The sequence below is a fragment of the Curtobacterium sp. NPDC087082 genome (assembly GCF_044745045.1).
Lineage (GTDB): Bacteria > Actinomycetota > Actinomycetes > Actinomycetales > Microbacteriaceae > Curtobacterium.
On sequence record NZ_JBIUZN010000001.1, the window covers coordinates 679,034 to 692,313 of the forward strand.

Here is a 13,280-nt window from a genome sequence, read left to right on the forward strand (position 1 = left end):
ATGACCGAACCCGTCCCCGACGCCGTGCACGACGGCGCCGGGGACCTCACGCTGCCCGTCGCACCCGGACGGATCCGGCGCTGGTGGGCCGGACACCCGCGTGCGGCGGACGTCCTGCTCATCCTGTTCTGGGGCGGCCCCGAGGTCGCCTTCGCGATCGGCGGTGTCTGGCGCGCGGACTCCTCGGTCACGAACACGGTCGTGGTGCTGGTCCTCGTCGGCATCGCGGTCGCGGGCATCCCGTTCCGTCGGACCCGGCCGCAGGTCACGGTCGTGGCCGGGCTCGTGTCCGTCGTCGCGATGGCGTGGACCGAGGCGGGGTACTCGCCGATGCTGTTCGCCGCCTTCGCCGCGTGCGTGTGGTGGTCGCGGGCAGCGGGGTGGTGGAGCATCGCCGTCGCGTCCGTGCTCGGTACGGCGGCCACCGCGGTCCGGGTGTGGGTCGTGGCCCCGGGATCGGGTGGACTCGGCGAGGTGTTCGCACCCGCGCTGCCGGCCTTCCTGGTCATCGCGGTGCTGATCGGCACGACGACCGGGGACCGCCGCCGCTACACCGAGGCGCTCATCGACCGGGCACGCCAGCTCGCCCGCGAGCGCGATCAGCAGGCCCGGCTCGCTGCGGCAGCCGAACGCGCACGGATCGCCCGCGAGATGCACGACATCGTTTCGCACTCGGTCACGGTCATGGTCCGACTGGCCGAGGGCGCCGCGGCGGGGCTGCCGGACGACGACCCGTCCGCGACGGCGATGCGCGGCGTCGCGGACGTCGGCCGGAGCGCGATGACCGACATGCGGCGCATGCTCGGTGTGCTGTCCGAGCCGGGTGCCGGCAGCGGCGGCGCCGACGCTGCGGACTCCCTCGCCCCGCAGCCGGCCGTCCGTGACCTCCCGCAACTCGTCGACGGCTTCCGCGCGCTCGGCACCCCCGTCACGCTCGAGGTCGCCGGTGGTCCGCCGGACGACGACGCCCTGCAGCTCGCGGTCTACCGCATCGTCCAGGAGGCCCTCACGAACGTCGTGCGGTACGCCCCCCGTGCCCGCGCGGTGACCGCCAACGTGACCACTTCGTCCGACGAGGTCGTCGTCATCGTGACGGACGACGCTCGACGGACCGCCCCCGCACCGCAGATCGGTGCCGGGCGTGGGCTCGTGGGCATCCGCGAGCGCGTGCACGCCCTCGGCGGCAGCGTCCACGCCGGTCCGCGCCCCGCGGACGGCTGGGAGGTCCGGGCGACGATCCCGGTCCGGAAGGAGGCCTGAGTGATCCGCGTCGCGATCGTCGACGACCAGCAGCTCATCCGCACGGGGTTCCGGCTCCTGCTCGACGCCCAGCCCGACATCGAGGTGGTCGGGGAGGCCGAGGACGGTGCCGCCGGCGTCCAGCTGGCACGCGCCCACCACCCGGACGTCGTGCTCATGGACGTCCGCATGCCCCGCGTCGACGGGGTCACCGCGACCGCCGCGATCGTCGAGCAGCTCCCCGACACCCGCGTGCTCGTGCTCACGACGTTCGACCTCGACGAGTACGCGTTCGGCGGGTTGCGAGCGGGGGCGAGCGGGTTCCTCCTCAAGGACATCAGCTCCGCGCAGCTGCTCGACGCGATCCGTGCCGTGGCCTCGGGTGAGGCGGTCGTCTCACCCCGCGTCACGCAGCGGATGCTCGACCTGTTCGGCACCCGGCTGCCGGATCCGGGGGACGGCGGCCCGGACCCCGCGGCCGCGCTCACACCCCGGGAACGGGACGTGCTGCTCGCGATGGCGCGGGGACTGTCGAACCAGGAGATCGCGTCGTCGCTGCACACGAGCGAGTCGACGGTGAAGACGCACGTCGGCCGGGTCCTCGCGAAGCTCGGCCTGCGGGACCGCGTGCACGCGGTCATCTTCGCGTACGAGCACGGCCTCCGGTAACGATCCGTACCGCCTCGGGACCTTCCCAGCCGCCGTGACGGACTTCCCCGGGGAAGTCCCGGCTGTCGTCCGACCTCGGCTGGGACGCTCCGGGAACCGCAGCAGCGGTGATCCACACGAGGGGGAGGCCCAGGGGATGACGTTCAGACGTGCAGGAGGAGCCGCGCTCGGCTTCGTCGGCGGGAGTGTGCTCGCCGGGTTGCTGGTCGGGGTCGGCGTGACGCCGGTGCTGGCGGTGGCCGGGGTGGGGACGACCTCGGCGATCGGGGTCTTCGACTCGATGCCGGAGTACATCGAGATCGGTGAGCTGCCGCAGCGCAACGAGGTCTGGGCGTACCGCGGCGGGAAGCCGGTGCACCTGGCGAACGTCTGGGCGCAGAACCGGCAGGAGCTCAGCCTCGACCAGATCAGCGACACCCTCGAGCACGCGGCCGTCGACGGCGAGGACAAGCGCTTCTACGAGACCGGCGGCGTCGACGCGACGAGCATGGTCCGGTCCCTCGTGAGCGTGGTCGCCGCGGGCGGCAAGGGCGGCTCCGGCGGGTCGACCATCACGATGCAGCTGGTGCGGAACATCAAGATCCAGCAGGCGAGCGAGCTCCCGACGGCCGCGGAGCGCGACGCCGCCTACAAGGAGGCGACGAAGCGTTCCGCGCAGCGCAAGCTCGCCGAGATGAAGCTGGCGATCGGCCTCGCGAAGGAGTACTCGAAGCAGGAGATCCTGTCGGCGTACCTCAACATCGCGTACTTCGGCGACCAGACGTACGGGGTGCAGGCCGCCGCGCAGCGCTACTACGGCAAGGACGCCACCGACCTGTCCCCGGCCGAGGCCGCGTCGCTCATCGCGATCGTGCAGTGGCCGGAGCGGCGGGACCTGTCGCGCCCGAGCCACTACGCCGACAACGTCGCCCGTCGCGACGTCATCCTCCGGTCGATGCACGACCAGGGGCACCTGAGCCGTGCCGAGCTCACCGAGGCACTGGCGTCGAAGCCGGCCGAGTACGTCCGCCTGACGCCCCCGCAGCAGGGGTGCGAGGCCGTCGCCCGCGGCGCCGAGTTCTTCTGCCAGTACGCGGTCGAGGCCGCTCGGGAACTGCCGCAGCTCGGCCCGACGCAGGATCGCCGCGACGACGCCTGGCGGAAGGGCGGGTACCGCGTGCAGACGACCCTCGACCTCGACCTGAACGGGCAGCAGAAGGCGCTGCTCGACCGCTACGACCCGGCCACCGAGTCCCGGTTCGCCCTCGGCGCCACGCTGGACACGGTCGAGGCCGGGACCGGTCGGGTCCTGACGATGGCGCAGAACAAGGACTACGACCGCTCGTCGAACGCCCCCGCGAGCGCGACCTCGCTGAACTACGCGACCGACGAGGCGAACGGCGACTCGACCGGGTTCCAGGTCGGCTCGACCTACAAGATGTTCACGCTCCTGCAGTGGCTCGCCGCCGGCAAGAGCCCCGACGCGGTCGTCGACGGCACCCGGCACGGTCGGAGCTCGTGGACGCAGTGCGGGCAGACGATCGACTCGTACTGGAACCCGAAGAACGACTCGCCGGGGCAGACCGGTCGCTTCACGGTCCGCGCGGCGACGGCGCAGTCGGTGAACGCCGCCTACGCGTCGATGGCCGAGCAGCTCGACCTGTGCGACATCCGCGACACCGCGGCGGCGCTCGGCGTGCACCCGGCGACCGGGGGAGCCCTGCCGGCGAACCCCGCGGCCGTGCTCGGCACGACGAGCATCGCGCCGCTCACCATGGCGGCCGCGTACGCCGGCGTGGCGAACGGCGGCGTGTACTGCGCGCCGGTCGTCATCGACCAGGTGACCTCGCGGGACGGCGAGCAACTCGGCGGCCAGCAGCGCTCGTGCCGGCAGGCCGTCCCGACCGCCGTCGCGACCACCGCGTTCGAGGTCATGCAGGGCGCGTTCCGCGGCGGTACCGCGAACGGCGGGCAGACCCCGGACGGTGCGACGGTGTTCGGCAAGACCGGCACCACCGACGACGCCGACCAGATCTGGCTCATCGGCGGGACGACCCGCGCGGTGACGGCCTACTGGCAGGGGAACACCGACGGTGGGAAGGCGAACCTGCGCCACTTCGACAACGTCGAGGGGACGTACGCGAGCACCCGTGCCGCCGTGTGGCGGCAGGCGCAGACGGCGGTCAACGCGGCGGTGTCCGTGGGGTGAGCTGCAGCGGACGAACGACGGGAGGCGCGGTGCCAGCCGGCACCGCGCCTCCCGTCCGTCGTCCGGTGGCGACTAGGACAGCTTCTTGCTGTCCTCGAGCCAGCCCGCGAGCTTCGTCATGTAGCCGGCCTGCGAGGCGTAGTCGAGCGCCGGGAAGGTCCAGCTGTGCACCTGGCCGGCCTCGAGCGCCGCGTTGTCGGCGAACGTCGGCTGCTTCTCGAGGTCGGCGACCTGGTAGCCCTGCTGCGACAGCAGGATCACGTCACCGGAGATCTGCCCGGCGTTCTCCCACGAGTAGATGCCCCAGTAGAAGCCCTTGGGCTTCGGGTTCACGAAGTCGACGCCGAAGGACGTGTACATCTGCAGGGTCGGCTCGTCGCTCGGGCGGGTGACGTAGGCGCCGTCGCCGTCGGCGTACATCGAGACGACCGAGAGGTCGGACTCCTTCGCGGCCTTCTCGAGGTCGTCCGCTGCGGTCTCGAAGCGGTCCTCGGCCGCGTCGACCGTGGACTCCTTCGCACCGAGCGACTCGGCGAGGTCGGCGATCGTCTTGATGACGTCCTCGCCCTTGCCGCCCCACTTGACCTGGGCGACCGGAGCGATCGCCTGGACCTGCTTCTGCTGTTCCTTGTCCTTGAAGCCGTAGCCCGGCTGGGTGGTGTCGAGCGTGCCCTTCTCGTCCGTCGGGTAGACCGAGGTGACGACGAGGTCGGGCTTCAGCGCGGCGAGCTGCTCGAGGTCGATGTCGCCGTAGGCCTCGCCGAGCTGCGTGATGCCGTCGGTGTCGAGGTCGTCGAAGCGGGCGTCCTTCGCCATGGTGAGCTGCCCGAAGGTGCCGACCGGCTTGAGCCCGTACTCGATGAACGAGATCGCGATGTCGTTGAGCACGACGATGCGCTTCGGGGTGTGGTCGACCTTGACGGTCGTGCCGGTGGCGTCCTTGTACGACCAGGCGCCGTCGGCTGCGGCGCTGCTGCCGCTGCCGGCGCTGTCGTCGGAGCTGTTCGTGCTGGAGCAGCCGGCGAGGAGGAGGGCCGAGACGGCCACGGAGGTCACGAGGGCGGCGCGGAAGGAGCCGCGGCGGAAGGTCTTCACGTTAGGAGAGGCTAACCTAAGTTGAGCGCGCCCGCCAGTTCGTCGTGGCGGACCACATCGTGCTCGTCGGCCTCGGGGACGATCATCGGGGCCCCGGTCACCGGGTCGGCGACGACGCGGGCGTGCAGCCCGAACGCGCGTTCCAGCAGCTCCGGCGTGAGGACGTCCGCCGGGGTGCCGTCCGCTGCGACACCGCCCTCGTGCAGGACCACGAGCCGGTCCGAGTACCGGGCCGCCAGCGTCAGGTCGTGCAGGACCATGACCACGGTCGATCCCTGTTCGCGGTTGAGGCGCCGGACGAGCCGGAGGACCTCGAGCTGGTGCGCCAGGTCGAGGTAGGTCGTCGGTTCGTCCAGCAGGAGCGTCTCGGCCTGCTGCGCGACCACGAGCGCGATCCAGGCGCGCTGCCGCTGCCCGCCCGACAGGCTCGCGACGTCCCGGTGGGCGACCTCGGTCAGACCGGTCGCCGCGATGGCCTGCTCGGCGACGTCGGCGTCGTCGGCGGTCCACGGCTTCGCCCACGACTGGTGCGGGTTCCGGCCGCGCATCACCAGGTCGAGGACGCTCGTGCCGGCCGGGGCCACGGGGGACTGCGGGAGGATCGCGAGCTTCTTCGCGACCGCTCGGTTCGACTCCCGGCGGATCGGGGTCCCGTCGAGGTGGACCTCGCCGGCCTGGGGCTTGAGCACCCGGCCGAAGGCCTTGAGGAGCGTGGACTTCCCGCAGCCGTTCGCGCCGAGGAACGTCGTGACGGTGCCCCGCTCGATCCGCAGGTCGAGGTCGGAGAGGACGGGGTGCCGGTCGTAGCCGACCGCGAGCCCGCGGGCCTCGAGCACGGGGACGGTGGCGTCGGTCGTGGTGTCCGGGGTGGGGGTCATCGGGACATCTCCTTGCGGTGACGGATGAGGAGCCAGATCAGGTAGGGGGCGCCGATCACGGTCGTGATGATGCCGACCGGCACCTGCCACGGGAACGCCGACCGGGCGAGCAGGTCCGCGGCGAGGACGAGGGCGGCACCGAGCGCTCCGGCGAGCAGCAGGGGTGGACGGTTCGTGCCGGCGAGCCGGAGCCCGACCTGCGGGACCACGAACGCGACGAAGCCGACCGGGCCGGCCGCAGCGACGGCGGCGGCGGTCAGGACGACCGCGAGCGCGATCACGACGAGTCGGTGTCGCTGCACGGCCAGGCCGACCCCGGTCGCGACCTCGTCGCCGAGCTGCCCGATGCCGAGTGCGGCGCTCGTGGCCAGGGCCAGGGGGACGGCGATCGCGGCGACCACGAGCAGCGGCCAGACGCTCGACCACGAGGTGCTCGACAGGCTGCCGACGAGCCACTGCGAGGCCGCCGCTGCCGCCGTGATCTTCGCGCGGACGAGCAGGTAGCTCGTGACGGCGTCGAGCGTGGCGCTCACCCCGATGCCGACGAGGATCAGCCGGTAGCTCTGCACGCCGCCGCGCCACCCGAACCCGTACACCGCCGCGGCCGCGAGGAGCGCACCGATCGTCGCGGCCACCGGGATGCCCCCGCCGAGGACGATCGCCGAGACCGAGTACGACCCGCCGCCGAGCACGATCGCTGCCACCGCTCCGACGCTCGCGCCGGAGGTGACCCCGATGATGTCGGGCGTCCCGAGGGGGTTCCGCGTGAAGGTCTGGGTGAGGGCGCCTGCGACGCCGAGGGTCAGGCCGACGAGTGCGCCGGTGAGGACACGGGGGAGGCGCAGGGTGGAGACGATGAAGGCGTCCGGTCCCGTCTCGAGCCCGAACAGCGAGCGGAGGACCGTGGCCGGGGCGATCCAGGTCGAGCCGATCGCGACACCGAGGACGATCAGGACGCCGACGGCACCGAGCGCTGCGACCGTGTACCAGAAGACGCGGGGGCGCCAGGCGAGCCCGACGGGACCGACCACGACGCCGCGACGGGCGGCAGCGGCGTGGGCGCGGGGGTGTGCTCCCGTGCGCGCCTGCGCCTCTGTGCCCGTGCGCGCCTGCGCCTCCGTGCGCGTTCGCGCCTGCTCCGCCGCGCTCACAGCGACACCAGCGATCGGCGACGTGCGACGGCGACGAACACGGGCCCGCCGATGACGGCCAGGACGATGCCGACCTCCACCTCGGCGAAGCCGCCGATCAGGCGACCGACCACGTCCGCGAGCACGACGAGCGCCGCACCCACCAGCGCGGACACCGGCAGGGTCCAGCGGTGCCCCGTGCCGACGAGCGCCCGGGCGACGTGCGGCACCGTGAGGCCGACGAACCCGATCGGGCCCGCGGCGGCGGTCGCCCCGGCGGCGAGGAGCGTGATGCCGCCGAGTCCGACGAGCCGCGCGACGAGCACGTTCTCGCCGAGGCCCTTCGCCAGGTCCGTCCCGAGCCCGAGTGCGTCGAGCGCCCGCACGTTCAGCACGGCGAGCACGAGTCCGGCGACGAGGAACGGCCAGACGGCTCCGAGGACGTCGAGCTGCCGTGCCGCGAGCGACCCGACGACCCACAGCCGGTACGCGTCGAGCGAGTCCTGGTCGGTGAGCACCACGAACGACGTCAGGGCACCGAGCAGCGCCGAGACCGCGGCTCCGGCGAGGGCGAGGGGCACCGGGCTCGCGGTCCCGCTGCCCGCGATCGTCACCGAGAACACGACCACGCTCGCCACGAGGGCCCCGACGAGCGCGAACCACACCGTGGCGCCCGTGCTCGTGATGCCGAACACGTAGACGCCGATCACGACCGCGAGGCCGGCACCGGACGAGACGCCGAACAGGCCGGGGTCGGCGAGGGGGTTCCGGGTGTGCCCCTGCATGAGCAGGCCCGCGATCCCGAGCGCCGCTCCGACCGCGGCACCGATGAGGGTGCGGGGGATGCGGGAGCCCCAGACGATCGCCTCGTCCGTGCTGCTGCCGGTGCGCATGAGCCCGTCGAGGACGCGGTCGGCGCCGATCCGGTTGCTGCCGAGGAGCAGGCTCGCGACCGCCACCAGGGCGAGCACCACGACGAGCGCGACGATCACCAGGGCCCGGCGTCGGACGGCGGTTCGGTGCACGCCGAGCGCGTCGGTCGGACGCGTGGCGGGGGCCTCCCGGACGGGAGCCAGGGTGGGGATGGGGGCTGGCACGGAGATCATCTTAGGTTAGCCTTGCCTCATGGCGAAGATCCCGCGGCTCCTGCCCGAGAACCCCCGGCTCTTCCGCGCGCGCGTCGTCCGCACCGAACGGGTCAGCCCGTCGATGCACCGCGTCACGGTCACCGGTGACGACCTGCACGAGTTCCGGTACCTCGGGTTCGACCACTGGTTCCGCCTGTTCGTGCAGCGCCCGGACCAGGACGCCTTCCGGATGCCCGACCTCGACGGCACCAAGTGGTGGCCGACCTACCTCGCCATCCCCGAGGACGTCCGCCCGCACTGCGCGAACTACACCGTCGCGGCCTTCCGCCGGCTCGCCGACGGCACACCCGAACTCGACGTCGACTTCGTCGTGCACACCGACGCGGACGGCACCCCCGAGGGCCGCGCAGCCATCTGGGCCTGCGACGCCCGCCCCGGTGACGAGCTCGCGATGCTCGACCAGGGCTGCATCTTCGACTGCCCGCCCGACACGAGCGAGGTGCTGGTCGCCGCCGAGGAGACCGGGCTCCCCGGGGTCGTCGGCATCGCCGCCTCGCTCCCGCGCGACGCGGTCGGCCGCATCATCCAGGAGGTCCCGTCCAGAGGCGACGTCCGTCCTCTCGACGCACCCACGGGTGTCACCGTCACGTGGATCGTCCGCGACGAGGTCGCCCCGCACGCGGTCCCCGGTCGGGCGGCGCTCGCCGAGCTCCAGCGGCACGTCCCGGCCGACGACCGCGGGTACGCCTTCGTGGTGGGCGAGTCGACGCTCGCGACGGAGGGACGTCGACATCTGCACCGTGCCGGGCTGCCGAAGTCCCGGATCACGTTCTCCGGCTTCTGGAAGCACCAGGCCCGCGAGTCCGTCTCCGCCTGACCCGCACCCCTTCGCGTCAGGGCGTCCAGCCCCGCGGCACGATGGCCGCGTCCCACAGCGCCCGTCCCGACCGATCGGCGGTGCTGACGTCGAGCATGATGCCGTCGGCGTCGGCGGGCACCGTGATGGACAGGCGGGTGGTGGCGCCGCACACGATGTCGCCCTCGTCGAGGACCGTGCGGGGATCCGTCGACTCGCCGTCGTGCTCCTTCCGCGCGGTGAAGTCGCGGATGGTCAGGTGCACGGTCGCCGTCGAGCGGCACACCGCGAGGACGTCGTACGGGCCCGAGAGCTCGTACTGGAGCGCGGCTGACCCGGTGATCGGTCCGTGGTCGTCGTCGTCGTCCGCGAGGAGCTGCCCACCCGCTCCGCCCTGCCCGTCCTCGCCGCCGCCGAGCAGGGTCGTCATGCGGTCGAGCCAGGCGTGCCCGTACTCCTTCGGGAACGCGTCGTGGCGCGCGCACCCGGTCAGGGACAGGAGGACGCCCGTGGCGGCGATGGCGGCGATGGCGGCGAGCAGCCGCCGGTGGGTCTTCGGCACCCCGCGATCATGCCGGACGACGCGGCGGTCCGGCGACCCCGCGTCCGGGGTCCTCACACGCGGGACGGGAGGGACGGTGCCAGCTGGCACCGTCCCTCCCGTCCGTCCTGTGGTCGCGTCAGCCCTTGAGGCCGGAACCCGTCACGCCCTCGACGATCTGCCGCTGGAAGATCAGGTACAGGATGATCAGCGGCAGCGCCGCCAGGATCGCGCCGGCCTGGATGTCCGCGTAGCGCTGACCGAAGCTGCCCTGGACCGTGGCGAGCCCGACCGGGATCGTCATGAGGTCGGGGTTCGACAGCACGAACAGCGGCAGCAGCAGGTTGTTCCAGACCCCGACGAACGTCAGGATCGCCACCGCCGCGATGACCGGACGCGAGAGCGGCAGGATCACCGACCAGTAGATCTTCCACATGCCGGCGCCGTCGATGCGCGCCGCCTCCTCGAGCTCCCGGGGGATGCCGTCGAAGAACTGCTTGAAGATGAACACCGCGATCACGGCGGGCACCTGCGGGAAGATGACCGACCAGTAGGTGTTCAGCAGGCCGACCGAGTTGAGCTCCTGGAAGATCGGGATGATCAGGACCTGCGTCGGGATCATGATGCCCAGGATGATGAGCAGGAACGCGACGTTCCGCCCGCGGAAGGCGAGCCGGGACAACGCGAACGCCGCCATCGACGCGAACAGCACCGTCAGGGCGGTCGTCACGAGGCTCGTGATGCCGCTCGCCAGGTACCAGTTCCAGATGTCGCCGGCCTGGAACAGTGCCGCGTAGGAGTGCAGCGTCGGGTTCCAGTTCGACAGGATCGAGTTGGCGCCGAGGGCCGCGACGCCGTTGTCGGACAGGGACGTCTTCAGGGCGAACAGGCTCGGGATGAGCCAGATCACCGCGAAGACGCCGAGGACGATGCCGGCGACGAGGTTGAAGCCCTTGCCGGAGACACCGATCTTCGCGGCGTTCGCCGGTGCCGCGGCGGAGACCCCGGTGCGGAGCTTCGGGCGGTCGGTCGTGATGCTCTCGGTGGTGGTCACGTCAGGCACCCATCTCTCGCTTGGCGGCAGCGCGCTCGACGATCTGCCGGATGATCGCGATCGCGACGATCACGATGAACAGGAGCACCGATGCGGCCGATGCTGCGCCGAGTCGGTTGTCGGTGAAGCCGACGCCGGTGATGAGCTGCAGTGAGACCTGGGTCGAGATGCCCGGTCCGCCGTTCGTCATCAGGTACACCTGGTCGAAGATCTTCAGGCTGGCGATGATCTGCAGCAGGATGACCAGCGTCGTGGTGCGGCCGAGCAGCGGGAGCGTGATCGACTTGATCTGCTGCCAGTTCGACGCGCCGTCGACGGCCGCGGCCTCGTACAGTTCGCGCGGGATCTCCTGCAGGCCGGCCAGGTAGAGCACGAAGTTGAAGCCGAGGGTCCACCAGACCGTGGCGATCGCGACACCGATCATCGCGGTGTTCGGGCTCGCCAGGACACCGGCGCCGGGGGTCAGCCCGAGCGCCGACTGGATCGACGCGAACAGACCGGTCGCGGGGGTGAAGATGAACACCCAGATCAGCGAGATCGTCGCCGACGGCAGGATGAACGGCAGGAAGAACGCCAGTCGGAAGAACCACTGGCCGCGGTTCATCCGGTTCGTCAGCACGGCGAAGAGGAACGCCAGGATGACGAGCGGCGGTGTCGTGTAGAGCGTGAACTGCAGGGTGTGCCAGAGCGACGACCAGAAGTCGTCACGGCCGAGCATCTCGGCGTAGTTCGCGAACCCGGCGAAGCTGCCGAGCCCGGTGCGGACCGTCGAGGTGTTGAAGAAGCTCGACACGATCATCCACACCGTGGGGCCGAGCAGGAAGGCCAGGTAGAACAGGCCGAAGGGGGCGAGGAAGAGCCACCCCGTGCGGCCCTGGCCGCGCGTGAGGCTGGTCCGGAAGGAGCCGGCCCGGCGTGCACGCGGCGCCGTGGTGGCGTCGGTGGGCCGGTCGAGGACAGGTGCTGTGGTCACGTCATCGTGCCTTTCGCGCGGGCTTACAGCGGGCTCGGGGTGTTGAGGTAGGTGGACAGCTGGGACTTGATCGCGGACATGGCCTGCGCGGGGGAGCTGCTGCCCTGCTGCACGAGGGCGAGCTGGGCGCCGACCGTGTTCTCGAAGGTCGACCCCGATCCGCCGTACCAGGCCGGGTCGTCGAACACGGCGCTCTCGGCGGCCGAGGCGTAGTTCGACTGCGGCGTGAGCTTCTTGTACGCGGTGCTGTCGTAGGTCGGCATGTAGGCCGGGACGTGACCGCCCTGCGCCCACGTGAGGCTCTGCTCGAGCATCTGCTTGATGAAGAGCATGTGCGCCTTGCGCTGCTCGGGCGTGCGGTCCTTCCTCGGGAGGATGAACGTGTGCGAGTCGGCCTGCGTCGCCGGCTTGTCGAAGAGCTGCGGGATCGGCGCCATGCCGAACTTCAGGCCCTTGATGGACTGCGCCGTGCTGATCTCCCACTCGCCCTGCATGAAGAAGCCCGCCTTGCCGGTGAACATCAGCGTCTGCGCGGTGGCGTAGTCGAGGCCCTTGTTGAGCCAGCCGTTCTTCACCCACTTCTGGGTCATGTCGGTGACCTTCGTGTACGCGTCCTCGTTGACGGTGAGCTTCGCGCCACCGTCGCTGATGAACGGCGTCGCACCGTCGATCTGGTTGTACATCGTCCAGAAGAACCGCCACGGGGTCGCGATCTCGCTGACGTTGGCGACGTTGAGGGCCGTGCCGCCGGTGACCTTCGCGACCGCAGCGAGCGCGCTCTCGAAGGCGTCGATCCCGGTCAGGTCCTTGAGGTTGCCGTCGCTGTCGATGAGGCCGGCCTTCTGGCACACATCAACGTTGTAGAAGAGCACGAACGGGTGGGTGTCGAGCGGGATGCAGATGTTCTTGCCGTCGGTCTTCTGCGCCGTCCAGGCCTTCTGGTTGAAGTCGCTCGCACTCAGGCCGACGCTCGCCAGGTCGTCGTTCGTGATCGGGTCGAGCAGGTCCCCGTCCCAGAGCGGCTTCGCGCGGGTGAGGTGGGCGATCGCGACGTCCGGCGGCTTGTTCCCGACGGTGGCCAGTGTGACCTTGGAGTAGTACGGGTTGCCCCACGCGAACGTGGTCGCCTGCAGCGAGGACGAGCCGCCGTGCTGCTTGGCGTAGCCGGCCTCCATCTCCTGCATGCGGAGACCGTCACCGCCACCGAACAGGTTCCAGAAGACGAGCGTCTCCGGGTTGAGCGGTGCACCGGCGATGCCGGCGGCGAGGGGGCTGGAGCAGGCGGCGAGCGGCAGGACCGTCGCGGCGGCTGCGCCCGCGGCGAGGAGGCTCCGCCGTGTGAAGGCGCCGCCTCGTGGGTGCGGGGTGGGTACGGGGATTCGGTTCGGCATGGCATCACTCCATCGGGACGGGCCGAGTCGGAGCAGGGTCGGTGCTCCGTGAGCGCTCACATTAGCGCGCGTCCCGGCGTGCCGCCACCCTTTCGGCGCGGGTGACGACCGATCCGTGATGTTCGTGGCCGCCCCCTTTCGTGTCGCGCGGAAAGCCGCTAGCGTTTCGGGAACGTGA

12 protein-coding genes are annotated in these 13,280 nt (G+C 71.4%); 4 read left to right on the forward strand and 8 right to left on the reverse strand.

Annotation, left to right across the window (positions count from 1 at the left end; all coding sequences use genetic code 11):
* The 3 genes from ACIPEP_RS03245 (at nt 1) to ACIPEP_RS03255 (ending at nt 4,096) form a co-directional block, all read left to right on the forward strand.
* On the forward strand, nt 1-1,260 hold the full coding sequence (locus ACIPEP_RS03245) for a sensor histidine kinase (protein ID WP_402716487.1): 1,260 nt from the start codon (nt 1-3) through the stop codon (nt 1,258-1,260).
* Nucleotides 1,261-1,908, forward strand: a complete 648-nt coding sequence (locus tag ACIPEP_RS03250; RefSeq protein WP_402716488.1) for a response regulator — start codon at nt 1,261-1,263, stop codon at nt 1,906-1,908.
* A 136-nt stretch (nt 1,909-2,044) separates the two neighbouring features.
* On the forward strand, nt 2,045-4,096 hold the full coding sequence (locus ACIPEP_RS03255) for a transglycosylase domain-containing protein (RefSeq protein ID WP_402716489.1): 2,052 nt from the start codon (nt 2,045-2,047) through the stop codon (nt 4,094-4,096).
* Between the two features lie 72 nt (nt 4,097-4,168).
* Here ACIPEP_RS03255 and ACIPEP_RS03260 read toward each other — a convergent pair whose 3' ends face one another.
* The 4 genes from ACIPEP_RS03260 to ACIPEP_RS03275 form a co-directional block, all read right to left on the reverse strand.
* Complete coding sequence (locus tag ACIPEP_RS03260; RefSeq protein ID WP_402716490.1) at nt 4,169-5,191, reverse strand: ABC transporter substrate-binding protein; 1,023 nt, start codon at nt 5,189-5,191, stop codon at nt 4,169-4,171.
* 11 nt (nt 5,192-5,202) lie between these two features.
* On the reverse strand, nt 5,203-6,069 hold the full coding sequence (locus tag ACIPEP_RS03265; protein WP_070418178.1) for an ABC transporter ATP-binding protein: 867 nt from the start codon (nt 6,067-6,069) through the stop codon (nt 5,203-5,205).
* On the reverse strand, nt 6,066-7,100 hold the full coding sequence (locus ACIPEP_RS03270) for an iron chelate uptake ABC transporter family permease subunit (protein ID WP_071296038.1): 1,035 nt from the start codon (nt 7,098-7,100) through the stop codon (nt 6,066-6,068). Before ACIPEP_RS03270 ends, ACIPEP_RS03265 begins: the two co-directional genes overlap by 4 nt.
* Before the next feature lie 116 nt (nt 7,101-7,216).
* A complete protein-coding gene (locus tag ACIPEP_RS03275; RefSeq protein WP_254790889.1) occupies nt 7,217-8,296 on the reverse strand; it encodes an iron ABC transporter permease in 1,080 nt (359 codons plus the stop codon).
* 28 nt (nt 8,297-8,324) lie between these two features.
* Here ACIPEP_RS03275 and ACIPEP_RS03280 point away from each other — a divergent pair, with 28 nt between their 5' ends.
* Nucleotides 8,325-9,164, forward strand: coding sequence for a siderophore-interacting protein (locus ACIPEP_RS03280; RefSeq protein ID WP_402716491.1), 840 nt, complete (start codon nt 8,325-8,327; stop codon nt 9,162-9,164).
* A gap of 16 nt (nt 9,165-9,180) precedes the next feature.
* Here ACIPEP_RS03280 and ACIPEP_RS03285 read toward each other — a convergent pair whose 3' ends face one another.
* The 4 genes from ACIPEP_RS03285 to ACIPEP_RS03300 all read right to left on the reverse strand — a co-directional run bounded on the left by ACIPEP_RS03285 (nt 9,181) and on the right by ACIPEP_RS03300 (nt 13,102).
* Nucleotides 9,181-9,705 carry a hypothetical protein gene (locus ACIPEP_RS03285; RefSeq protein WP_402716492.1) on the reverse strand — a complete coding sequence of 175 codons (525 nt, stop codon included), beginning with the start codon at nt 9,703-9,705 and terminating at the stop codon, nt 9,181-9,183.
* A 118-nt stretch (nt 9,706-9,823) separates the two neighbouring features.
* On the reverse strand, nt 9,824-10,738 hold the full coding sequence (locus ACIPEP_RS03290; protein WP_083295235.1) for a carbohydrate ABC transporter permease: 915 nt from the start codon (nt 10,736-10,738) through the stop codon (nt 9,824-9,826).
* A gap of 1 nt (nt 10,739) precedes the next feature.
* Nucleotides 10,740-11,711: a carbohydrate ABC transporter permease gene (locus ACIPEP_RS03295; protein ID WP_070418180.1), complete on the reverse strand. Its 972-nt coding sequence runs from the start codon at nt 11,709-11,711 to the stop codon at nt 10,740-10,742.
* 23 nt (nt 11,712-11,734) lie between these two features.
* Nucleotides 11,735-13,102: an extracellular solute-binding protein gene (locus ACIPEP_RS03300; RefSeq protein WP_070418181.1), complete on the reverse strand. Its 1,368-nt coding sequence runs from the start codon at nt 13,100-13,102 to the stop codon at nt 11,735-11,737.
* Between the last annotated feature and the right edge of the window lie 178 nt (nt 13,103-13,280).